Source organism: Enterobacter cloacae complex sp. P18RS, assembly GCF_014982105.1.
GTDB lineage: Bacteria > Pseudomonadota > Gammaproteobacteria > Enterobacterales > Enterobacteriaceae > Enterobacter > Enterobacter hormaechei_C.
Genome location: NZ_JADCKV010000006.1, coordinates 184,952 through 207,526 on the forward strand (window position 1 = coordinate 184,952; position 22,575 = coordinate 207,526).

Genomic DNA, 22,575 nt, shown 5'->3' on the forward strand with positions numbered 1-22,575 from the left:
CTTCAGCGATTGCAAAGAAGGGTAAATCAGCAAAAATTAAGCATATTCTTCTGTCGCCTGCCTTCGGGCAGGTCCAGAATAGAAACGGAACCCCCATATCGGGAAGACGTATTTTAAGGAATAACAATGAAAAAAATCGCCATCGCCTGTGCATTACTCTCCAGTTTTGTTGCCAGCAGCGTCTGGGCTGATGCAGCCAGCGACCTTAAAAGCCGACTGGATAAAGTGAGCAGCTTCCACGCCAGCTTCACGCAAAAAGTGACTGACGGCAGTGGCAACGCGGTGCAGGAAGGTCAGGGGGATTTGTGGGTGAAACGCCCGAATCTCTTCAACTGGCACATGACCCAGCCGGATGAAAGCGTGCTGGTGTCCGACGGGAAAACCTTATGGTTCTACAACCCGTTTGTTGAGCAGGCGACCGCCACCTGGCTGAAAGACGCGACCAGCAATACGCCGTTTATGCTCATTGCCCGTAACCAGTCCAGCGACTGGCAGCAGTACAACATTAAACAAAACGGTGATGAGTTCGTCCTGACACCAAAAGGCAGCAACGGTAACCTGAAGCAGTTCACCATTAACGTGAGCAGCAACGGTACCATTAATCAGTTCGGTGCGGTTGAGCAGGACGATCAGCGCAGTAGTTATCAGCTTAAGTCTCAGCAAAACGGCGCTGTAGATGCTTCGAAATTCACCTTTACCCCGCCGCAGGGCGTAACGGTGGACGACCAACGTAATAAGTAAGAGGCATGAGTGAGCAACCTGTCGCTCGATTTTTCAGATAATGCGTTTCAACCTCTGGCCGCCCGTATGCGGCCAGAAAATTTAGCGCAGTACATCGGCCAGCAACACCTGCTGGCTGCGGGGAAACCCTTGCCGCGCGCCATAGAGGCCGGGCATCTGCACTCCATGATCCTCTGGGGGCCACCCGGCACCGGCAAAACAACCCTCGCTGAAGTGATCGCCCGCTATGCTAACGCGGACGTTGAGCGCATCTCGGCGGTTACCTCCGGCGTAAAGGAGATTCGTGAGGCGATCGAGCGCGCGCGGCAAAACCGTAATGCCGGGCGCCGCACCATTCTTTTTGTTGATGAAGTCCACCGCTTCAACAAGAGCCAACAGGATGCGTTTCTGCCGCACATTGAAGACGGCACGATTTTCTTCATCGGCGCAACCACGGAAAACCCGTCGTTTGAGCTGAACTCTGCGCTCCTTTCCCGCGCCCGCGTTTACCTGCTTAAATCCCTGACTACAGAGGATATCGAAAAGGTTCTGACCCAGGCGATGGAGGACAAAGCGCGGGGTTACGGCGGACAGGATATCGTTCTGCCGGACGACACGCGTCGTGCGATCGCTGAACTGGTCAACGGCGATGCGCGTCGGGCGCTGAATACGCTGGAAATGATGGCCGATATGGCCGAAGTGGATGATGCCGGCAAGCGCGTACTGAAACCTGAATTGCTCACCGAAATAGCCGGTGAACGCAGCGCACGCTTCGATAATAAAGGCGATCGTTTTTACGACCTGATCTCTGCATTACATAAGTCCGTGCGCGGCAGCGCCCCGGATGCGGCGCTCTACTGGTACGCGCGTATCATTACCGCCGGTGGCGATCCGTTATATGTCGCGCGTCGCTGCCTGGCCATCGCGTCAGAAGATGTCGGTAATGCCGATCCACGCGCCATGCAGGTCGCTATTTCCGCCTGGGACTGCTTTACCCGCGTCGGACCCGCGGAAGGTGAGCGTGCCATTGCGCAGGCAATTGTCTATCTGGCCTGCGCGCCGAAAAGTAACGCGGTGTATACCGCCTTCAAAGCGGCGATGTCAGATGCACGTGAACGTCCGGACTACGATGTGCCGGTTCATCTGCGCAATGCGCCAACCAAATTGATGAAAGAGATGGGGTATGGGCAGGAGTATCGCTACGCCCATGATGAACCCAATGCCTACGCCGCCGGCGAGGAGTATTTCCCGCAGGAGATGGCACAAACCCGCTATTATCACCCCACAAACAGAGGTCTTGAGGGTAAGATTGGCGAAAAGCTCGCCTGGCTTGCCGGACAGGATCAAAATAGCCCTATAAAACGCTACCGTTAGTTCAATCGTTGCGGTAATGTTGGCAATATATCTCTGTGGCCGCAGGCTGTGGTCACTTTTTCCTTTTTTAATTCGATAAGCACAGGATAAGCATGCTCGATCCCAATCTGCTGCGTAATGAGCCAGACGCAGTCGCTGAAAAACTGGCACGCCGGGGCTTTAAGCTGGATGTAGATAAGCTGCGCGCTCTTGAAGAGCGTCGTAAAGTTTTGCAGGTACAAACTGAAAATCTGCAAGCAGAGCGTAATTCTCGATCGAAATCCATTGGCCAGGCGAAAGCGCGCGGGGAAGATATTGAGCCATTACGCCTGGAAGTGAACAAACTGGGTGAAGAGCTGGATCAGGCGAAAGCTGAACTGGATGTTCTTCAGGCTGAAATTCGTGATATCGCTCTGGCGATCCCGAACATTCCTGACGACAGCGTGCCTGTCGGCAAAGACGAAAACGACAACGTTGAAGTGAAACGCTGGGGCACGCCTCGCGAGTTTGACTTCGAGGTGCGCGATCACGTCACGCTGGGCGAAATGCACGCGGGCCTGGACTTTGCGGCTGCGGTTAAGCTGACGGGTTCTCGCTTTGTGGTCATGAAAGGTCAAATTGCCCATCTGCATCGCGCTCTGGCGCAGTTCATGCTGGATCTGCACACCGAGCAGCACGGCTACAGCGAAACCTACGTTCCGTATCTGGTTAACCACGATACGCTGTACGGTACAGGCCAGCTGCCGAAATTTGCCGGCGATCTGTTCCACACCCGTCCGCTGGACGAGGAAGCAGACAGCAGCAACTACGCGCTGATCCCAACCGCGGAAGTGCCGCTGACCAACCTCGTGCGTGATGAGATCATCGACGAAGACGATCTGCCAATCAAACTGACCGCGCACTCTCCATGTTTCCGTTCTGAAGCCGGTTCTTACGGTCGCGATACGCGCGGTCTGATCCGTATGCACCAGTTCGATAAAGTTGAGATGGTGCAGATCGTTCGTCCGGAAGAGTCTATGGACGCGCTGGAAGAGATGACCGGTCATGCTGAGAAAGTGCTGGAGCTGCTGGGCCTGCCGTACCGCCGTATGGCGCTGTGCACCGGCGACATGGGCTTCGGTGCCTGCAAAACCTTCGACCTTGAAGTCTGGGTGCCTGCGCAGAACACCTACCGTGAAATCTCCTCCTGCTCCAACGTCTGGGATTTCCAGGCGCGTCGTATGCAGGCGCGTTGCCGCAGCAAATCTGACAAGAAAACCCGTCTGGTTCATACCCTGAACGGTTCCGGTCTGGCAGTAGGCCGTACGCTGGTTGCTGTGCTGGAAAACTACCAGCAGGCTGACGGACGCATTGAGATCCCGGAAGTGCTGCGCCCTTACATGAAAGGCCAGCAGTTCATCGGCTAATTATTTGCTCTAAGACAAAAAAGCGCCTCAGGGCGCTTTTTTTATGCCTCTGATTTGATACGAAGCAATAACCCCTCCCTCTAAAGTAGTAATACTCCTCCGAACGAAAGTCAGCATAAAACACTGATAACCAAAAATATCGTTATACATAAAACTATATAGCGGTGTATGCCGCCCTTTATTTCTTTGTGAGCAACCAAAGTGAGTCTTTATGAAAATCAAAGCGCCTGAAGCGTTAATGGCTGCCGAGGTCACTCGCCGTGGGTTGATGAAAACCACGGCAATAGGCGGTCTGGCGGTTGCCAGCAGCGCCTTTACGCTCCCTTTTACCCGTCTGGCGTCGGCGGCGGAGGCTCTGTCTCCCGCTTCAGCCCCGGAAAAAGTGGTGTGGAGTGCCTGTACCGTTAACTGTGGTAGCCGTTGTCCTCTGCGTATGCATGTTGTGGACGGTGAAATCAAATATGTCGAAACAGACAATACCGGCGATGATAACTACGAAGGGTTACATCAGGTTCGTGCCTGTCTGCGTGGCCGTTCAATGCGCCGTCGCGTTTATAACCCGGATCGTCTGAAATACCCAATGAAGCGCGTCGGTAAGCGTGGGGAAGGGAAGTTCGAGCGTATTAGCTGGGACGAAGCCTACGATATTATCGCGACTAACATGCAGCGCCTGATCAAAGAGTATGGCAACGAATCCATCTACCTCAACTACGGCACCGGGACGCTGGGCGGTACCATGACCCGCTCCTGGCCGCCGGGTAAAACGCTGGTGGCGCGCCTGATGAACTGCTGCGGCGGCTATCTCAATCATTACGGCGACTACTCTTCCGCACAGATTGCTGCGGGTCTGAACTACACCTACGGCGGCTGGGCAGACGGTAACAGCCCGTCGGATATCGAAAACAGTAAACTGGTGGTGTTGTTCGGTAACAACCCAGGCGAAACCCGGATGAGCGGCGGTGGGGTAACCTATTATCTTGAGCAGGCGCGCGCCAAATCCAACGCACGTATGATCATCGTCGATCCGCGCTATACCGATACCGGCGCGGGACGTGAAGACGAGTGGATCCCTATTCGCCCTGGTACCGATGCGGCGCTGGTCAATGCGCTGGCGTATGTGATGATCACTGAAAACCTCGTCGATCAGCCGTTCCTTGATAAATACTGCGTTGGTTATGACGAGAAGACCCTGCCAGCCAGCGCACCGGCTAACGGGCATTACAAAGCGTACATTCTTGGTCAGGGCAGCGACGGGGTAGCGAAAACCCCTGAGTGGGCATCCACCATTACCGGCATTCCAGTCGAGCGTATTGTTCAGCTGGCCCGTGAAATTGGTTCAGCAAAACCGGCTTATATCAGCCAGGGATGGGGACCACAGCGTCACGCGAACGGCGAAATTGCCACCCGCGCTATTTCTATGCTCTCGATTCTGACTGGCAACGTTGGTATTCACGGCGGTAATAGCGGGGCGCGTGAAGGCTCGTATGAAGTCCCGTTTGAACGTATGCCAACGCTGGATAACCCGGTTCAGACCAGCATCTCCATGTTTATGTGGACGGACGCGATCGAGCGCGGTCCGGAAATGACCGCGCTGCGTGACGGTGTTCGAGGCAAAGATAAGCTGGACGTGCCGATCAAAATGATCTGGAACTACGCCGGTAACTGCCTGATCAACCAGCACTCTGAAATCAACCGCACCCATGAAATTTTGCAGGACGACAAGAAGTGCGAAATGATTGTGGTGATCGACTGCCACATGACCTCATCGGCGAAGTATGCCGATATTCTGCTCCCAGACTGCACTGCGTCTGAGCAGATGGATTTCGCGCTGGACGCCTCCTGCGGCAACATGTCCTATGTGATCTTCACTGACCAGGCCATCAAACCGCGCTTCGAGTGCAAAACCATCTATGAGATGACTTCCGAGCTGGCGAAACGTCTTGGCGTTGAGCAGCAGTTCACTGAAGGACGTACTCAGGAAGGGTGGATGCGCCATCTGCATGAGCTCTCACGCAAAGCCATTCCTGACCTGCCGGACTTCGATATCTTCCGCAAGCAGGGCATGTACAAGCAGCGCGATCCCGAAGGGCATCACGTGGCGTATAAAGCCTTCCGCGACGATCCGCAGGCCAATCCGCTGACCACGCCGTCGGGCAAAATCGAGATCTACTCCGAAGAGCTGGCAAAAATTGCCGCAACGTGGGAATTGCCGGAAGGGGACGTAATCGATCCGCTGCCGATTTATACGCCAGGCTTCGAAAACTACAACGATCCGCTGACGGCGAAATTCCCGCTTCAGTTGACCGGTTTCCACTACAAAGCGCGTGTTCACTCCACCTACGGCAACGTTGACGTACTGAAAGCGGCCTGCCGACAGGAGATGTGGATCAACCCGATGGATGCGAAAGCGCGCGGCATCAGTAATGGCGATCGCGTACGTATCTTCAACGGACGTGGCGAAGTGCATATCGAAGCTAAAGTGACTCCGCGTATGATGCCTGGCGTTGTCGCGCTGGGGGAAGGGGCCTGGTATAACCCGGATGCGAACCGTATCGATCAGGCGGGCTGCATCAACGTTCTCACTACGCAGCGTCCGTCGCCGCTGGCGAAGGGCAACCCATCCCACACAAACCTCGTTCAGGTTGAAAAGGCGTAAGGAGTAACCGATGACAACCCAGTATGGATTTTTTATTGATTCCAGCCGCTGCACCGGGTGCAAAACCTGCGAGCTGGCCTGCAAGGATTACAAAGATCTGACCCCGGACGTTAGCTTCCGTCGTATTTATGAATACGCGGGCGGCGACTGGCAGGAGGACAACGGCGTCTGGCATCAGGATGTCTTCGCCTATTACCTGTCGATTGCCTGCAACCACTGCGAAGATCCGGCCTGCACCAAGGTCTGCCCGAGCGGGGCAATGCACAAGCGCGACGACGGTTTTGTGGTGGTGGACGAGGATGTCTGCATCGGCTGTCGCTACTGCCACATGGCCTGCCCGTACGGCGCGCCGCAGTACAATGCCGCCAAAGGCCACATGACCAAGTGCGACGGCTGCCACAGCCGCGTGGCGGACGGCAAAAAGCCCATCTGCGTCGAATCCTGCCCGCTGCGCGCGCTGGACTTTGGCCCGATTGAAGAGCTGCGCAAAAAACACGGTCAGCTTGCTGCCGTCGCGCCGCTGCCGTCTGCGCACTTCACGAAGCCGAGTATTGTGATTAAACCTAACGCCAACAGCCGTCCGACGGGTGACACCACCGGCTACCTGGCAAACCCGAAGGAGGTGTGAGATGGGAAGTGGATGGCATGAATGGCCGCTAATGATCTTCACGGTCTTTGGGCAGTGCGTGGCGGGCGGGTTTATCGTCCTTGCGCTGGCGCTGTTAAAAGGGAACCTCAATGCTGAACAGCAGCAGCGTTTGGTGTTAAGCATGTTTGGCCTGTGGGTGTTGATGGGCATTGGGTTTATCGCCTCTACGCTGCACCTGGGCTCACCGATGCGCGCGTTCAACTCCCTGAACCGCGTAGGTGCCTCTTCGCTGAGTAACGAGATTGCCAGCGGGGCAATCTTCTTTGCCGTTGGCGGGCTGGGGTGGTTACTGGCAGCGGTGAAAAAGCTGCCGTCAGGGTTACGCGCGTTGTGGCTCATCGTCACCATGGTACTGGGCGTTGTCTTCGTCTGGATGATGGTCCGGGTGTATAACACCATCGATACCGTTCCGACCTGGTACAGCGTCTGGACGCCGATGAGCTTCTTCCTGACCATGTTTATTGGCGGGCCGCTGCTGGGTTATCTGCTGCTGCGTGTGGCTGGCATTAATGGTTGGGCGATGCGCCTGCTGCCCGCGGTCTCGCTGCTGGCGCTGGTAATCAGTACCGTTGTCGCGCTCATGCAGGGAGCGGAGCTGGCGACCATTCACAGCTCTATTCAGCAGGCTTCGGCGCTGGTGCCGGATTACGGTTCGCTGATGGCCTGGCGTGTGGTGCTGCTGACGGCGGCGCTGGTGTGCTGGATTGCCCCTCAGCTTAAAGGTTACTCGCCTGCGCTGCCGTTACTGTCCCTGGCCTTTGTGCTGGTGCTGGCAGGGGAGTTAATTGGTCGCGGCGTATTTTACGGTCTGCATATGACGGTCGGTATGGCTATCGCCAGCTAATTTTAGATTTTGTTATAAAAAGCCGGGACATAGTGCCCGGCTTTTCTTTTTTCATTCATGAAATTTTTCGACTGATGTTTCGTTGTAAAAATTCCCGGAAATAAATAAAAACAAATAGATAATTAATATCAGTAACAGGCTTTGCATTAGCAGGATGAGTTTTTTAAATCGACAAGGCGTATAACGTGCGTGACGCCTGAATCGGTGGATTGACTTTGTTTTTGCCAGTGGCATGATGTGCACGAAATCTGAACTTCCTCACGGTTTTTAATCCATGACCACCTATACCCGCCCGGTGCTTTTGTTGCTCTGTGGCCTGCTTTTGCTGACCCTGGCGATCGCGGTGTTAAACACACTCGTCCCGCTATGGCTCGCCCATGAAAACTTACCGACCTGGCAGGTGGGTATGGTTAGCTCGTCCTTTTTTACGGGCAATCTGCTGGGCACCTTATTAACGGGCAGCCTTATTAAGCGCTTTGGTTTTAACCGCAGTTATTATCTGGCGTCGCTGATCTTTGCCGTCGGCTGCGCCGGTTTAGGCCTCATGGTCGGCTTCTGGAGTTGGATGGTCTGGCGCTTTATTGCGGGCGTCGGCTGCGCCATGATCTGGGTGGTGGTTGAAAGTGCGCTAATGTGCAGCGGAACGTCCCGTAATCGCGGGCGTCTGCTGGCGGCCTATATGATGGTTTACTACGTCGGTACCGTTCTGGGACAGCTGATGGTCAGCAAACTGCCAACCGACCTGATGAGCGTGCTGCCGTGGGTGACGGGCATGGTTCTGGCGGCGATCCTGCCGCTGCTCTTTACCCGCATTGTGAATCAAAACAGCGAGCATCAGGAAGCTACCCACGTCTGGCCGATGCTGAGACTGCGCCAGGCGCGTCTGGGGGTTAACGGCTGCATTATTTCCGGGATTGTGCTGGGCTCGCTCTATGGCCTGATGCCGCTCTATCTTAACCATCAGGGCGTCAGTGATTCCGGGATCGGTTTCTGGATGGCGGTGATGGTCAGCGCGGGGATTGTCGGGCAGTGGCCGATTGGCCGCCTGGCGGACCGCTTTGGTCGTCTGCTGGTGCTGCGCGTCCAGGTTTTCGTGGTCATCATGGGCTGTCTCGCCATGCTCAGCAACGCCGCAATGGCGCCTGCGCTGTTCATTCTGGGAGCTGCGGGCTTTACGCTCTATCCGGTCGCGATGGCCTGGGCCTGTGAGAAAGTTGAGCATCACCAGTTGGTTGCAATGAACCAGGCTTTGTTGCTGAGTTACACCATCGGCAGTTTACTGGGGCCGACTTTTACCGCTATGCTCATGCAAAATTATTCTGACAATCTGCTGTTTATCATGATCGCCAGCGTGTCGTTTATTTATCTGTTAATGCTGCTGCGCAAAGTGGGCGAACATCCAACGCCAGTGGCCCATGCCTGACTTATTAAAAGCCTGTCGATGACAGGCTTTTTTGTCCCTGTCACATATAAGACTTTTACTTATTGTGAGTTTTTACTGTCTGGCGATAATTCCAATGAGTTCTCCCACTAAAAGGCAGCCATCATGTCTACTCGTCGTTTTTCCACTACCGCACTTGCCGCTGTGTTGGCTTTAACGTTTGCAACGGCTCCGGCCATGGCTAATCCAGGAAACGGGAATGGCGGTGGTCACGGAAACGGTGGCGGACAAGGTAATAGCGGCAATCATGGTAACGGGAACGCTGGTAACCATGGTAATAAACACAATAACGGTCAGGATAACCCTGGGAAATCGGATAAGAGCTTTAAAAACAGCAAAGATGTCGGTAATGATTTGGATGCTCGCGTGAGCTTCGATCATGCCCGCCATCTGGCACTGAATTACGGCTTAACAGGCTACGACTCTCTGCCTCCGGGAATTGCGAAAAACCTGGCGCGCGGTAAGCCACTGCCTCCGGGCATTGCGAAGAAAACCGTGCCAGCCGATATGCTGGGTCAGCTTCCTTCCTATCCGGGCTATGAATGGCGCGTGGTAGGTGACGACCTGGTCTTAATTGCGCTGAGTACGGCGATTGTGACTTCCGTTATTAACGGCGTCTTTAAATAGAATATAAAAAGGCCCGGTTTTCACCGGGCCTTTTCGTTAATACATGACCTTGTGGCCATACTGCTCAAGAATACCTTTGACGCGCTCCATCGTCTCTTTTTTCGGCGGCTTCACGCCATCGAGTTTGTACTCTTCACCCATCGCCACCCATTTATGTTTACCCAGCTCGTGATAGGGCAGGAGTTCAATTTTCTCCACGTTACCCATATCCCGGGTAAATTCACCCAGACGATGTGCAGAGTCATCATCATCTGACCAGCCCGGCACCACCACGTAGCGGATCCAGGTCTTGACGCCTTTATTGGCAATGTATTTGGCAAATTCCAGCGTACGGTGGTTTGAAACGCCAACCAGATTCTGGTGGATCTCATCGTTCATCTGCTTGAGATCGAGCATCACCAGATCGGTCACTTCAAGCAGTTCATCAATAACCGGATCGTAACGGCGCACAAAGCCGTTGGTGTCGAGGCAGGTATGAATGCCTTCTTTGTGGCAGGCGCGGAACCAGTCGCGCACAAATTCAGCCTGAAGAATGGCTTCACCGCCGGATGCCGTCACGCCACCGCCGGACGCGTTCATGAAGTGGCGATAGGTCACCACCTCTTTCATCAGATCCTCAACGGTGACTTCTTTACCGCCATGGGTGTCCCAGGTGTCACGGTTATGGCAGTACAGGCAGCGCATCAGGCAGCCCTGGAAGAAAGTGATAAAGCGGATCCCCGGGCCATCGACGGTGCCACAGGATTCAAAGGAGTGAATGCGACCAATAATTGACATTGCGGTGATATCTCCGAATTTGGCCCATCCGGGGGCCTATGTAGATGCACAGCTCAAAGGCTATGTCGAGTCTGTTTTGGCTGTTATCCATTAAGTATAGATAGCGGACAAAAGAGACTGATAAAGCGAGGGTGTTAAAAAGGCCCCACTTGCGTGGAGCCTTTATTGTACGCTTTTTAACGCGTGATTTCAGTCAATTCCACTTACATGGACTGAGTGAAAGTACGGGTAATAACGTCCTGCTGCTGTTCTTTCGTCAGGGAGTTAAAACGTACTGCGTAGCCAGATACGCGGATGGTCAGCTGAGGATATTTCTCAGGGTGTTCCATCGCGTCGAGCAGCATTTCACGGTTCATCACGTTCACGTTCAGGTGCTGACCACCTTCGATGGACGCTTCGTGGTGGAAGTAACCATCCATCAGACCCGCCAGGTTAGTTTTACGCACTTCGTCGTCTTTACCCAGCGCGTTTGGCACGATAGAGAAGGTGTAAGAGATACCATCTTTCGCGTAAGCAAACGGCAGTTTAGCAACGGAGGTCAGAGAGGCAACCGCACCTTTCTGGTCACGACCGTGCATTGGGTTAGCACCTGGGCCGAATGGCGCGCCAGCACGACGACCGTCTGGGGTGTTACCGGTTTTCTTACCATACACAACGTTAGAGGTGATGGTCAGAACAGACTGAGTCGGGATAGCGTTACGATAGGTAGTGAGTTTCTGAATTTTCTTCATGAAACGTTCTACCAGGTCAACCGCCATGTCATCAACGCGAGCGTCGTTGTTACCAAACTGCGGATATTCGCCTTCGATTTCGAAGTCGATAGCCAGACCATCTTCGTCACGAATTGGTTTAACTTTCGCATATTTGATTGCAGACAGGGAGTCAGCAGCAACGGACAGACCTGCGATACCACACGCCATGGTGCGAACGACGTCACGGTCGTGCAGCGCCATCAGAGAGGCTTCGTAGCTGTACTTGTCGTGCATGTAGTGGATAACGTTCAGCGCGGTCACGTACTGTTTAGCCAGCCAGTCCATGAAGTGGTCCATGCGCTCCATGACTTCGTCATAGTTCAGCACGTCGCCTTTGATCGGTTCAGACTTAGGACCAACCTGCATTTTCAGTTTTTCATCAACGCCGCCGTTGATTGCGTACAGCATGGTTTTCGCCAGGTTTGCACGCGCACCGAAGAACTGCATTTGCTTACCAACAACCATTGGACTTACGCAGCAAGCGATAGCGTAGTCATCGTTGTTGAAGTCAGGACGCATCAGGTCATCGTTCTCGTATTGCAGAGAAGAGGTGTCGATGGACACTTTAGCGGCGAATTTCTTGAAGTTCAGAGGCAGTTTTTCAGACCACAGAACGGTGATGTTCGGCTCCGGAGAAGGACCCATGGTGTACAGGGTGTTCAGGAAGCGGAAGCTGTTTTTGGTTACCAGAGTACGGCCGTCTACGCCCATACCGCCGATAGATTCGGTTGCCCAGATTGGGTCACCAGAGAACAGCTCATCATATTCTGGGGTACGCAGGAAGCGAACCATACGCAGTTTCATGACCAGGTGGTCAATCATTTCCTGAGCGTCTTGTTCGGTGATTTTGCCTGCTTTCAGGTCACGTTCGATGTACGCATCCAGGAAGGTGGATACGCGGCCGAAGGACATTGCTGCACCGTTCTGAGACTTAACAGCGGCCAGGTAGCCGAAGTAGGTCCACTGGATAGCTTCCTGAGCGTTGGTTGCAGGACCAGAGATATCGCAGCCGTATTTAGCCGCCATCTCTTTGATCTGACCCAGCGCACGGTGCTGTTCAGCAATCTCTTCACGCAGACGGATAGTCGCTTCCAGGTTTACGCCGTTTTCCAGGTCAGACTGGAGAGAGACGAACTGTGCGTATTTGTCTTTCATCAGGAAGTCGATACCGTACAGCGCAACGCGACGGTAGTCACCGATGATACGGCCACGGCCATAGGCATCTGGCAGACCGGTCAGAACGCCAGATTTACGGCAGTTCAGAATGTCTTTGGTGTAAACATCGAATACGCCCTGGTTATGGGTTTTACGGTATTCGGTGAAGATTTTTTTCAGCATTGGGTCCAGCTCGCGGTTATACGCTTTGCAGGAACCTTCAACCATTTTGATACCACCGAACGGGATGATTGCGCGTTTCAGTGGTGCTTCAGTTTGCAGACCAACGATTTTCTCAAGGGCTTTGTTGATGTAGCCAGCATCGTGAGAAGTGATGGTAGAAGCAACGGAGGTGTCAAAATCAACTGGCGCGTGAGTGCGGTTTTCCAGTTTAACGCCTTCCATTACGCTGTCCCACAGCTTGGTGGTTGCGTCAGTTGCACCAGCCAGGAAGGATTCGTCACCTTCATACGGGGTATAGTTTTTCTGAATGAAGTCACGGACGTTGACTTCATTCTGCCAGTCACCTTTCGTAAAACCTTCCCAGGCTGTGGCTAACTTTTCATTAAGCTCGGACATGTAACACCTACCTTCTTAAGTGGATTTTTTATTTACTGCCTGAGACAACCATTAATGATGATCGCCGCCACGCAGGTAAATGACCCAGTATGTCAACCCAACTAACAGACCCCCACCGATAATGTTCCCGATAGTGACGGGGATCAGGTTATCAGTAATGAAGTTCATAATAGTCAGGTGTGAAAAACTTTCCGGGGTTGAACCTACAGCAGTCCAGAACTCCGGGCTTGCAAAGTTGCGGATAACAATACCCATCGGGATCATGAACATATTCGCAATACTGTGCTCAAAGCCGCTGGCAACAAACATCGCAACCGGCAGAACCATAATCATGGCTTTATCCATCAGGCTACGACCAGAGTAGCTCATCCAGACCGCCAGGCAGACCATCAGGTTTGCGAGGATGCCGAGAGCAACAGCTTCGATAAATGTATGGTGCATTTTGTGGTCGGCGGTTTGCAGGACGTTAAGCCCCCAGCCGCCGTTGGCGGTCATATACTCGCCAGAGAGCCACATCAACAGAACAAAGAGCAGACAGCCAATCAGGTTGCCAACGTAAACGTTGAGCCAGTTGCGCCCCAGTTGACCCCAGGTAATTCTTCCGCTGGCTTTTGCCACCACAATCAGCACCGTTGAGGTGAAGAGGTCGGCGCCGCAGATGACGCAGAGAATCAGGCCCAGTGAGAAGCAAATACCACCAATCAATTTCGCTATGCCGAAAGGCATCCCGGCAGTGCCGGTGGTGGCTGTGATATAGAAGACGAAAGCGATGGAGATGAACACCCCAGCCGTAATGGCCAGAAAGAACGTCGTCATCGGATGTTTCGTGGCTTTGTAGACACCCGCTTCTTCGGCAACTTTCGCCATCGCAGCGGGGAGTAATAGATCAAAAGGGTTGTCAGCTTTCACACTAACTCTCTCTTTATTAAGTCGGCGACGAGATACTAACAAAGCATTATAGAAGAGAAATTGATATAGATCATATCTCGCCTGGCTTATAGGCCCGCAGTGTGTATGGTTTTACAGCAAAAGCGGAGTAAGTATTTGATTATCCGTATAAAAATAAATTTTAAAAGTTATGAAAAGAGTTGAATTTTTTCCTTCAGCCTCCCGTGGAACAGTTAATTAAAATGGAGTATTTATTATAATTAGTAACAGTAAAGCTCAGGTAAGCGTTTTTATATTTACCCGTGGTTAACTTAATTATTACAATTAAACGTCATTGCGGAAAAATAAAAAAAAAGGGGGCAATGAAATTGCCCCGTAATATAGCTCAGGCGATTGAATACGCCTACAGCCATTAATGTTATATGCGCTTATTTTGACCAGTAAGCGGCTTTTGCCTTCTGCAATTTTTCATACGCATTCAGCAGTGACTGATGCGCCGGGAAGGCTTTCAGATCGTTGTCAACCGCTTGCAGGCCGTAGAATGGTTCTTCACCGCTCAACGCCGCGCTGGCAGCTTCAACGGCATCCGCACCGTACATACGTACAAAGGCGTTCAGATACTGCAATGGCTCGCGGTCGTCTTCCTGAGAAAGCAGGAGCAGCGTTTGCAGGCAACGGTAATAGTTAGTGCGCTCGGCGGAGAAGACGGACTGGTTAAACTCCATCGTCCACTCGGTCCAGGCCAAAGCCTGATCCAGATCGCCGCCCGCCAGCGCCAGCATCGCTTTCAGCTCGCCGATGCGCAGGGTGTACCAGCCGTTATCTTTTCCGGTCGCCAGACCCAGCAGTTCGCGCACGCGGGTGAAATCATCGTGTCCTTCTTCGTCCAGCTGGGCGATCAGGTTCAGATAATCTTCTTTATCCCACTCGCTGCCTGGCAGGGCCAGCAGGGTTTCACGCAGATGCGCGCCCATGCTGTTGTTCGCCAGCCACAGATCTTCTGCCGGATAAATGTCCGACATACCTGGCACAATAATACGGCACGCGTAAACACCGAGGTGTTCATAGTCGGCAATGTAAACTTCCTGATCTTCCGCGTTGAAGATCGCCATCAGGGTGGCGAATTCTTCTTCCGTCGTACCGGCAAAGCTCCAGTCCACGAACGGATAGTCCGCGTCCTGTTTGAACATATCCCAGGAGATCAAACCGCTGGAGTCGATGAAGTGAGTTTCGAGGTTGGTGTGCTCGGCGACTTCTTCGTCATCAAAGGTTGGCGGAGTAAAGACATCGAGATCTTTCAGGCTACGACCTTGCAGCAGTTCGGTTACGGTACGCTCCAACGCCACGCCGAAGTCCGGGTGCGCGCCGAAGGAGGCGAAACAGGTGCCATTTGCCGGGTTGAACAGTACCACGCAGATAACCGGATATTTGCCGCCCAGAGAGCCGTCATAAGCAAAGATTGGGAAACCTTCTGCTTCCAGTTTGGCGATGGATTCCACCACGCCCGGGTAGCGCGCCAGCACGTCAGCCGGGATCTCCGGCAGGCTGATGGATTCAGCAATAATGCGGTTTTTGATATGACGCTCGAAAACTTCAGACAATCCCTGCACGCGCGCTTCGTTGCGGGTATTACCGGCAGACATGCCGTTAGACACATACAGGTTGCCGACGATGTTCATCGGGATATAAACGGTCTGCTCGTCAGACTGACGGGTGAACGGCAGGGCGCAGATCCCACGATCCTCATTGCCGGATTGCAGGTCGATCAACATGCTGCCGGTCAGTTCGTTTTCCGGATCGTAGAACGCGCGCAGGCGGGCATCGAGAATGCCCTCCGGCAGTTCATCGTTTTCGGTCAGCGGGAACCATTTTTCGTTCGGATAGTGAACGAACGGACCGTTGGCAATGGTTTCGCCCAGCCAGAAGTCGGCGAAGAAGTAGTTGGTGGACAGACGCTCAAAATACTCACCCAGCGCAGAGGCCAGCGCCGCTTTTTTGGTCGCGCCTTTACCGTTGGTAAAGCACAGCGCACAGTCTTTATCGCGAATATGCACGGACCAGACGTGAGGCACCGGATTCAGCCAGGAGGCTTCTTCGATATTAAAGCCCAGGTCGGTCAGTTTCTGCTGGAAGCGAGCGATGGAATCTTCCAGAGCGGCGTCTTTGCCGGGGATAAACGTTTGAGTCATGGCGTTCACTTTTATCGTACGTAAAGCGCGCAATGATACGGGTTTTGCGTGACGGGTGCTATCTCCGGCGAAAATAAATGGCTGGACTATGCTTATAAGCAGTAACCTACTGTTAAGGCATAAAAAAATGAAAGCTTTCGATCTCCAGCGGATGGCGTTTGATAAAGTCCCTCCTGAGTTTTTAGGCGAAGTAGCGCTGCGCAGCCTGTACACCTTTGTACTCGTTTTCCTGTTTCTGAAAATCACCGGACGTCGCGGCGTGCGGCAGATGTCGCTGTTTGAAGTGCTGATAATCCTGACGCTGGGGTCGGCGGCAGGGGACGTTGCCTTTTATGACGATGTGCCGATGGTGCCGGTCTTTATCGTCTTCGTGACGCTTGCACTGCTGTACCGGCTGGTCATGTGGCTGATGTCGAAAAGTGAGAAACTGGAAGATCTGCTCGAAGGGAAGCCGGTGGTGATTATCGAAGATGGTCAACTGGCCTGGGAGAATGTGCAAAGCGCCAATATGACGGAGTTTGAGTTCTTTATGGAACTCCGTTTGAGCAGCGTTGAGCAACTGGGGCAGGTGCGTCTGGCGATTATGGAAACGAATGGTCAAATCAGCGTCTATTACTATTCCGACGATGAGGTGAAGCCCGGCCTGTGCATCCTGCCGGATATGCTCATCGAGCGATACAAAACTGTACCTGAAGCGGGCGAGTACGCCTGCATAAAATGTAGTCATGTGGTGGTTATGCAGGCGGGCGATCATCAATTATGCCCCCGCTGTACGAATCCAGAATGGACGAAGGTTAGCCGGGCTAAACGTAACACCTGACAGCGATTTTGTCGGTTTTGTGACAACGGTACGGCAGATTGTATTGTGTGACGAGGGGCACATTTCTTCGGCCATCAGTTTTAGACATTGCGGCGCGTGTCACTGAATGATAAAACCGATATCCACAGTTATAACTTATGGCTTTTAGCGTGGTGAGGGGAAATGGCTCAAGTCTTTAATTTCAGTTCAGGTCCGGCAATGTTACCGGCAGACGTGCTCAAACAGGCTCAACAGGAGCTGTGTGACTGGAACGGTCTGGGTACGTCGGTGATGGAAGTCAGCCACCGGGGTAAAGCGTTTATTCAGGTGGCGGAAGAAGCAGAAAAGGATTTTCGCGATCTGCTGAACATTCCCTCGAACTACAAAGTATTGTTCTGTCACGGCGGTGGACGCGGCCAGTTTGCGGGTATCCCGCTCAATCTGCTGGGCGACAAAACCACCGCTGATTACGTTGATGCCGGCTACTGGGCGGCCAGTGCGGTAAAAGAAGCGCACAAATATTGCACGCCGAATGTCATCGATGCCAAAGTGACCGTTGACGGTCTGCGCGCCGTGAAGCCGATGAGTGAGTGGCAGCTTTCTGACAACGCCGCGTATCTTCACTACTGCCCGAACGAAACCATCGACGGTATTGCCATTCACGAAGAGCCAGACTTTGGCGAAAATGTCATTGTGACGGCGGATCTCTCTTCAACCATTCTGTCCACCCCGCTGGATGTCAGCCGCTACGGCGTCATCTACGCGGGTGCCCAGAAAAACATCGGTCCTGCGGGTCTGACTATCGTTATTGTGCGTGAAGACCTGCTGGGGAAAGCCCATAAGTCTTGCCCGTCAATTCTGGATTACACCGTCCTGAACGACAACGATTCCATGTTCAACACCCCACCAACGTTTGCCTGGTATCTCTCCGGCCTGGTCTTCAAATGGCTGAAGCAAAAAGGCGGTGTGGCGCAGATGGATAAGATCAATCAGCAAAAGGCTGAACTGCTGTACGGCGTGATCGACAAGAGCGATTTCTACCGTAACGATGTCGCCAAAACTAACCGTTCGCGCATGAACGTGCCGTTCCAGCTGGCGGACAGCAACCTGGATAACGTGTTCCTGGAAGAGTCCTTCGCGGCGGGTCTGCATGCGCTGAAAGGCCACCGTGTGGTAGGCGGAATGCGCGCCTCTATCTATAACGCCATGCCGCTGGAAGGCGTTAAGGCCCTGACTGATTTCATGATCGACTTCGAACGTCGTCACGGTTAATTGGCTGTTTTTCACCCCCGCAGCGTTCCTGCGGGGTTTTTATTATGTTGAGTTGAGAGTTGAGTTTCATGGAATCCCTGACGTTACAACCTATCGCGCGGGTAGATGGCACCATTAATCTGCCTGGTTCAAAAAGTGTCTCGAACCGCGCTCTGCTGCTGGCAGCTCTGGCAAACGGCACCACCGTCCTCACTAATCTGCTGGACAGCGATGACGTGCGCCATATGCTCAATGCACTGAAAGCGTTGGGCGTTCAGTACGCGCTGTCTGACGATCGTACCCGTTGTGAAGTCACCGGTAACGGCGGCGCGTTACATTCTGCTGAAGCGCTGGAGCTTTTCCTGGGTAACGCCGGTACCGCGATGCGTCCTCTGGCCGCTGCGCTGTGTCTGGGGAGTAACGATATTGTGCTGACCGGTGAGCCGCGAATGAAAGAGCGTCCGATCGGCCATCTGGTGGATGCCCTGCGTCAGGGCGGCGCGCAGATTGATTATCTTGAGCAGGAAAATTACCCGCCCCTGCGTCTGCGCGGGGGATTCACTGGCGGCAATGTTGAGGTTGACGGTAGCGTTTCCAGCCAGTTCCTGACCGCGCTGCTGATGACCGCACCGCTGGCACCACAGGACACCGTCATCAGCATTAAAGGCGACCTGGTTTCTAAGCCGTACATTGATATCACCCTGCACCTGATGAACACCTTTGGTGTTGAGGTGGAAAACCAGTCTTATCAGCGTTTCGTGGTTCGCGGTGGGCAGCAGTATCAGTCCCCGGGCCACTACCTGGTTGAAGGCGATGCTTCATCCGCCTCCTATTTCCTTGCCGCAGGTGCGATTAAAGGCGGTACGGTTAAAGTGACGGGCATTGGCCGCAACAGCGTGCAGGGCGATATCCGTTTTGCTGACGTGCTGGAAAAAATGGGCGCGGTGGTGACCTGGGGCGATGACTTCATCTCCTGCACCCACGGTGAGCTGAACGCCATCGATATGGATATGAACCATATTCCGGATGCGGCGATGACCATTGCCACCGCTGCGCTGTTTGCGAAAGGCACCACCACGCTGCGAAACATTTACAACTGGCGTGTGAAAGAGACGGACCGCCTGTTCGCGATGGCAACCGAGCTGCGTAAAGTGGGGGCCGAGGTAGAAGAGGGCGAAGACTACATTCGCGTCACGCCGCCGGCAAAACTGCAATTTGCAGAAATTGGCACCTACAACGATCACCGCATGGCGATGTGTTTCTCGCTGGTGGCGTTGTCAGATACGCCAGTCACTATCCTTGATCCGAAGTGTACGGCAAAAACGTTCCCGGACTACTTCGAACAGCTGGCGCGCATTAGCACCCTGGCCTGATGATCGTATGCCGCATCACCTGATGCGGCATTTCCTTACGCTTTCTGACACTCATCCTCTTTCATTTCTTCTACACTCTGCTTCAATCATTCCGTAATTTGCACGCAAAGGTAACAGTTGCGCACGTTGGCGCGTATAATGCGCGGCGTTCATGTAAACGGTATGCCTTAATTAAGGAGAAAAAGATGACGGCAATTGCCCCGGTAATCACCATTGATGGGCCAAGTGGCGCAGGGAAAGGTACTCTGTGCAAAGCGATGGCGGAAGCATTGCAATGGCATCTTTTAGATTCGGGAGCAATCTATCGCGTGCTGGCGCTGGCTGCGCTGCATCATCATGTGGATGTTGCGTCTGAAGAAGCGCTGGTACCGCTGGCTGCGCATCTGGATGTGCGTTTTGTCTCGACCGATGGCAACCTTGAAGTGATCCTGGAAGGGGAAGACGTCAGCGGTGAAATCCGTACCCAGGAAGTGGCCAATGCGGCCTCTCAGGTGGCGGCTTTCCCACGCGTTCGTGAAGCGCTGTTACGTCGCCAGCGCGGTTTCCGTGAAGCGCCGGGGCTGATCGCCGACGGCCGCGACATGGGAACCGTGGTATTCCCCGATGCGCCAGTGAAAATTTTCCTTGACGCCTCTTCAGAAGAACGTGCTCAACGCCGCATGCTTCAGTTGCAGGAAAAGGGGTTTAGTGTTAACTTTGATCGCCTTTTATCCGAGATAAAAGAGCGCGATGACCGCGATCGTAACCGCGCCGTCGCACCACTTGTTCCCGCGCAAGACGCATTAGTGCTGGATTCAACCAGTTTAACTATTGAGCAAGTGATTGAAAAAGCGCTACAATATGCGCGCCAAAAACTGGCACTCGCGTAATCGCGACCGATTTAGCAGTACCCCCGCTGCAATGGATTGACGGCGGGTATGTGAAACAACCCCATCCGGCACGGAGCCAGGTGGACGTTAATATTAACCTGAAGATTAAACATGACTGAATCTTTTGCTCAACTGTTTGAAGAATCCTTAAAAGAAATCGAAACCCGTCCGGGTTCCATCGTTCGTGGCGTTGTTGTTGCTATCGACAAAGACGTTGTACTGGTTGACGCCGGTCTGAAATCTGAGTCTGCCATCCCGGCTGAGCAGTTCAAAAACGCCCAGGGCGAGCTGGAAATCCAGGTTGGTGACGAAGTTGACGTTGCTCTGGACGCAGTAGAAGACGGCTTCGGCGAAACCCTGCTGTCTCGTGAGAAAGCTAAACGTCACGAAGCATGGATCACGCTGGAAAAAGCTTACGAAGAAGCTGAAACTGTGGTCGGTGTTATCAACGGCAAAGTTAAAGGTGGCTTCACTGTTGAGCTGAATGGTATTCGTGCGTTCCTGCCAGGTTCTCTGGTAGACGTTCGTCCAGTCCGTGACACCCTGCACCTCGAAGGCAAAGAGCTTGAGTTCAAAGTAATCAAGCTGGACCAGAAGCGTAACAACGTTGTTGTTTCCCGTCGTGCCGTTATCGAATCCGAAAACAGCGCAGAACGCGATCAGCTGCTGGAAAACCTGCAGGAAGGCATGGAAGTCAAAGGTATCGTTAAGAACCTCACTGACTACGGCGCATTCGTTGACCTGGGCGGCGTTGATGGCCTGCTGCACATCACCGACATGGCGTGGAAACGCGTTAAGCACCCAAGCGAAATCGTGAACGTGGGCGACGAAATCACTGTTAAAGTGCTGAAGTTCGACCGCGAGCGTACTCGTGTATCCCTCGGCCTGAAACAGCTGGGCGAAGATCCATGGGTAGCTATCGCTAAGCGTTACCCAGAAGGTACTAAACTGACTGGTCGCGTTACCAACCTGACTGACTACGGCTGCTTCGTTGAAATCGAAGAAGGCGTTGAAGGTCTGGTGCACGTTTCCGAAATGGACTGGACCAACAAAAACATCCACCCATCCAAAGTTGTTAACGTTGGTGATGTAGTGGAAGTGATGGTTCTGGATATCGACGAAGAACGTCGTCGTATCTCCCTGGGCCTGAAGCAGTGCAAAAACAACCCATGGCAGCAGTTCGCGGAAACCCACAACAAGGGCGACCGTGTTGAAGGTAAAATCAAGTCTATCACTGACTTCGGTATCTTCATCGGCCTGGACGGCGGCATCGATGGCCTGGTTCACCTGTCTGACATCTCCTGGAACGTTGCAGGCGAAGAAGCAGTTCGTGAATACAAAAAAGGCGACGAAATCGCAGCAGTTGTTCTGCAAGTTGACGCAGAGCGTGAGCGTATCTCCCTGGGCGTTAAACAGCTCGCAGAAGATCCGTTCAACAACTGGGTTGCACTGAACAAGAAAGGCGCAATCGTAAACGGTAAAGTGACTGCTGTTGACGCTAAAGGCGCAACCGTAGAACTGGCTGACGGCGTTGAAGGTTACCTGCGCGCTTCCGAAGCTTCACGTGACCGCGTTGAAGATGCAACTCTGGTTCTGAGCGTTGGTGACGACGTTGAAGCTAAGTTCACCGGTGTTGACCGTAAGAACCGTGCAATCAGCCTGTCTGTTCGTGCTAAAGACGAAGCTGATGAGAAAGATGCAATCGCAACTGTGAACAAACAGGAAGATGCAAACTTCTCTAACAACGCAATGGCTGAAGCTTTCAAAGCAGCTAAAGGCGAGTAAGTTCAGGTTCGCACCATCATTTGAGCTGTAACGCATTTACAGCGCGAAGGATGGAGAGCAGACTTGACAGATTGCAGGATTCGTCCTGTAATCAATAACAAAGGGCGGCTACGGCCGCCCTTGTTTAATAAGCTGTTCAGCTAATGGGTTTGAAAGGAACCGGAGGAATCATGACCAAGTCAGAATTGATTGAAAGACTTGCCAGTCAGCAACCGCATATCCCTGCCAAGGCTGTGGAAGATGCCGTTAAAGAGATGCTGGAGCATATGGCTACCACTCTTGCCCAGGGCGAGCGCATTGAAATCCGCGGTTTCGGTAGTTTTTCTCTGCACTATCGTGCACCACGTACCGGGCGTAACCCGAAGACTGGCGATAAAGTGGAGCTGGAAGGAAAGTATGTTCCGCACTTTAAGCCGGGTAAAGAACTGCGCGATCGCGCCAATATTTACGGTAACTGAGTTT

The 22,575-nt window shown here is 53.3% G+C and carries 18 protein-coding genes; 14 read left to right on the forward strand and 4 right to left on the reverse strand.

The annotated features are described in order from the left end of the window. Positions 1–126: 126 nt before the first annotated feature. From lolA to INF61_RS03265, 8 genes are all read left to right on the forward strand, one after another. The gene (gene lolA / locus INF61_RS03230) at positions 127–741 is read left to right on the forward strand and encodes an outer membrane lipoprotein chaperone LolA (protein ID WP_003858270.1); all 615 of its coding nucleotides are present in this window, start codon (positions 127–129) and stop codon (positions 739–741) included. Between the two features lie 9 nt (positions 742–750). After that, positions 751–2,094 (forward strand): replication-associated recombination protein RarA, encoded by a 1,344-nt coding sequence (gene rarA / locus INF61_RS03235; RefSeq protein WP_023296220.1) that lies wholly within the window; start codon positions 751–753, stop codon positions 2,092–2,094. A 92-nt stretch (positions 2,095–2,186) separates the two neighbouring features. After that, positions 2,187–3,479, forward strand: a complete 1,293-nt coding sequence (serS, locus tag INF61_RS03240; protein ID WP_003858266.1) for a serine--tRNA ligase — start codon at positions 2,187–2,189, stop codon at positions 3,477–3,479. Between the two features lie 211 nt (positions 3,480–3,690). Next, positions 3,691–6,135 (forward strand): dimethylsulfoxide reductase subunit A, encoded by a 2,445-nt coding sequence (gene dmsA, locus INF61_RS03245; RefSeq protein WP_033486286.1) that lies wholly within the window; start codon positions 3,691–3,693, stop codon positions 6,133–6,135. Positions 6,136–6,145: 10 nt separating this feature from the next. Further along, positions 6,146–6,763: a DMSO/selenate family reductase complex B subunit gene (locus INF61_RS03250; protein WP_017384835.1), complete on the forward strand. Its 618-nt coding sequence runs from the start codon at positions 6,146–6,148 to the stop codon at positions 6,761–6,763. A 1-nt stretch (position 6,764) separates the two neighbouring features. Beyond that, positions 6,765–7,628, forward strand: a complete 864-nt coding sequence (locus tag INF61_RS03255) for a dimethyl sulfoxide reductase anchor subunit family protein (RefSeq protein ID WP_017693703.1) — start codon at positions 6,765–6,767, stop codon at positions 7,626–7,628. A gap of 274 nt (positions 7,629–7,902) precedes the next feature. Next, the gene (locus INF61_RS03260; protein WP_003858254.1) at positions 7,903–9,051 is read left to right on the forward strand and encodes an MFS transporter; all 1,149 of its coding nucleotides are present in this window, start codon (positions 7,903–7,905) and stop codon (positions 9,049–9,051) included. A 123-nt stretch (positions 9,052–9,174) separates the two neighbouring features. After that, positions 9,175–9,696 (forward strand): anti-virulence regulator CigR family protein, encoded by a 522-nt coding sequence (locus INF61_RS03265; protein WP_193547517.1) that lies wholly within the window; start codon positions 9,175–9,177, stop codon positions 9,694–9,696. A 36-nt stretch (positions 9,697–9,732) separates the two neighbouring features. Here the strand turns inward: INF61_RS03265 and pflA are convergent, their stop codons facing one another. The 4 genes from pflA to ycaO form a co-directional block, all read right to left on the reverse strand. After that, the gene (gene pflA / locus INF61_RS03270; RefSeq protein WP_003858250.1) at positions 9,733–10,473 is read right to left on the reverse strand and encodes a pyruvate formate lyase 1-activating protein; all 741 of its coding nucleotides are present in this window, start codon (positions 10,471–10,473) and stop codon (positions 9,733–9,735) included. Between the two features lie 203 nt (positions 10,474–10,676). After that, the gene (pflB, locus tag INF61_RS03275; protein WP_015570975.1) at positions 10,677–12,959 is read right to left on the reverse strand and encodes a formate C-acetyltransferase; all 2,283 of its coding nucleotides are present in this window, start codon (positions 12,957–12,959) and stop codon (positions 10,677–10,679) included. Positions 12,960–13,010: 51 nt separating this feature from the next. Beyond that, positions 13,011–13,868: a formate transporter FocA gene (focA, locus tag INF61_RS03280; protein ID WP_017384832.1), complete on the reverse strand. Its 858-nt coding sequence runs from the start codon at positions 13,866–13,868 to the stop codon at positions 13,011–13,013. A 407-nt stretch (positions 13,869–14,275) separates the two neighbouring features. Next, positions 14,276–16,036, reverse strand: a complete 1,761-nt coding sequence (gene ycaO / locus INF61_RS03285) for a 30S ribosomal protein S12 methylthiotransferase accessory factor YcaO (RefSeq protein ID WP_015570974.1) — start codon at positions 16,034–16,036, stop codon at positions 14,276–14,278. A gap of 127 nt (positions 16,037–16,163) precedes the next feature. On the opposite strand from ycaO, the gene INF61_RS03290 reads away from it, so the two are divergent. The 6 genes from INF61_RS03290 to ihfB all read left to right on the forward strand — a co-directional run bounded on the left by INF61_RS03290 (position 16,164) and on the right by ihfB (position 22,571). Continuing rightward, on the forward strand, positions 16,164–16,856 hold the full coding sequence (locus INF61_RS03290) for a DUF421 domain-containing protein (protein ID WP_193547518.1): 693 nt from the start codon (positions 16,164–16,166) through the stop codon (positions 16,854–16,856). Positions 16,857–17,018: 162 nt separating this feature from the next. Beyond that, positions 17,019–18,107 (forward strand): 3-phosphoserine/phosphohydroxythreonine transaminase, encoded by a 1,089-nt coding sequence (gene serC / locus INF61_RS03295; RefSeq protein WP_017384829.1) that lies wholly within the window; start codon positions 17,019–17,021, stop codon positions 18,105–18,107. A gap of 68 nt (positions 18,108–18,175) precedes the next feature. Continuing rightward, positions 18,176–19,459, forward strand: a complete 1,284-nt coding sequence (gene aroA / locus INF61_RS03300; protein WP_032103946.1) for a 3-phosphoshikimate 1-carboxyvinyltransferase — start codon at positions 18,176–18,178, stop codon at positions 19,457–19,459. Positions 19,460–19,644: 185 nt separating this feature from the next. Then, positions 19,645–20,328: a (d)CMP kinase gene (gene cmk, locus INF61_RS03305; RefSeq protein ID WP_015570968.1), complete on the forward strand. Its 684-nt coding sequence runs from the start codon at positions 19,645–19,647 to the stop codon at positions 20,326–20,328. A gap of 111 nt (positions 20,329–20,439) precedes the next feature. Beyond that, the gene (gene rpsA, locus INF61_RS03310) at positions 20,440–22,113 is read left to right on the forward strand and encodes a 30S ribosomal protein S1 (protein ID WP_003858235.1); all 1,674 of its coding nucleotides are present in this window, start codon (positions 20,440–20,442) and stop codon (positions 22,111–22,113) included. Positions 22,114–22,283: 170 nt separating this feature from the next. Then, a complete protein-coding gene (ihfB, locus tag INF61_RS03315; RefSeq protein ID WP_003858233.1) occupies positions 22,284–22,571 on the forward strand; it encodes an integration host factor subunit beta in 288 nt (95 codons plus the stop codon). The last annotated feature ends 4 nt before the right edge of the window (positions 22,572–22,575 follow it).

What these genes read in the sequence shown, in the direction of transcription:
- pflA (WP_003858250.1), bottom strand. Translation starts at nt 10,473, where the DNA reads ATGTCAATTATTGGTCGCATTCACTCCTTTGAATCCTGTGGCACCGTC.
- INF61_RS03290 (WP_193547518.1), top strand. Translation starts at nt 16,164, where the DNA reads ATGAAAGCTTTCGATCTCCAGCGGATGGCGTTTGATAAAGTCCCTCCT.
- serS (WP_003858266.1), top strand. Translation starts at nt 2,187, where the DNA reads ATGCTCGATCCCAATCTGCTGCGTAATGAGCCAGACGCAGTCGCTGAA.
- serC (WP_017384829.1), top strand. Translation starts at nt 17,019, where the DNA reads ATGGCTCAAGTCTTTAATTTCAGTTCAGGTCCGGCAATGTTACCGGCA.
- ycaO (WP_015570974.1), bottom strand. Translation starts at nt 16,036, where the DNA reads ATGACTCAAACGTTTATCCCCGGCAAAGACGCCGCTCTGGAAGATTCC.
- INF61_RS03255 (WP_017693703.1), top strand. Translation starts at nt 6,765, where the DNA reads ATGGGAAGTGGATGGCATGAATGGCCGCTAATGATCTTCACGGTCTTT.
- ihfB (WP_003858233.1), top strand. Translation starts at nt 22,284, where the DNA reads ATGACCAAGTCAGAATTGATTGAAAGACTTGCCAGTCAGCAACCGCAT.
- INF61_RS03250 (WP_017384835.1), top strand. Translation starts at nt 6,146, where the DNA reads ATGACAACCCAGTATGGATTTTTTATTGATTCCAGCCGCTGCACCGGG.
- INF61_RS03260 (WP_003858254.1), top strand. Translation starts at nt 7,903, where the DNA reads ATGACCACCTATACCCGCCCGGTGCTTTTGTTGCTCTGTGGCCTGCTT.
- pflB (WP_015570975.1), bottom strand. Translation starts at nt 12,959, where the DNA reads ATGTCCGAGCTTAATGAAAAGTTAGCCACAGCCTGGGAAGGTTTTACG.
- lolA (WP_003858270.1), top strand. Translation starts at nt 127, where the DNA reads ATGAAAAAAATCGCCATCGCCTGTGCATTACTCTCCAGTTTTGTTGCC.
- aroA (WP_032103946.1), top strand. Translation starts at nt 18,176, where the DNA reads ATGGAATCCCTGACGTTACAACCTATCGCGCGGGTAGATGGCACCATT.
- dmsA (WP_033486286.1), top strand. Translation starts at nt 3,691, where the DNA reads ATGAAAATCAAAGCGCCTGAAGCGTTAATGGCTGCCGAGGTCACTCGC.
- INF61_RS03265 (WP_193547517.1), top strand. Translation starts at nt 9,175, where the DNA reads ATGTCTACTCGTCGTTTTTCCACTACCGCACTTGCCGCTGTGTTGGCT.
- rpsA (WP_003858235.1), top strand. Translation starts at nt 20,440, where the DNA reads ATGACTGAATCTTTTGCTCAACTGTTTGAAGAATCCTTAAAAGAAATC.
- cmk (WP_015570968.1), top strand. Translation starts at nt 19,645, where the DNA reads ATGACGGCAATTGCCCCGGTAATCACCATTGATGGGCCAAGTGGCGCA.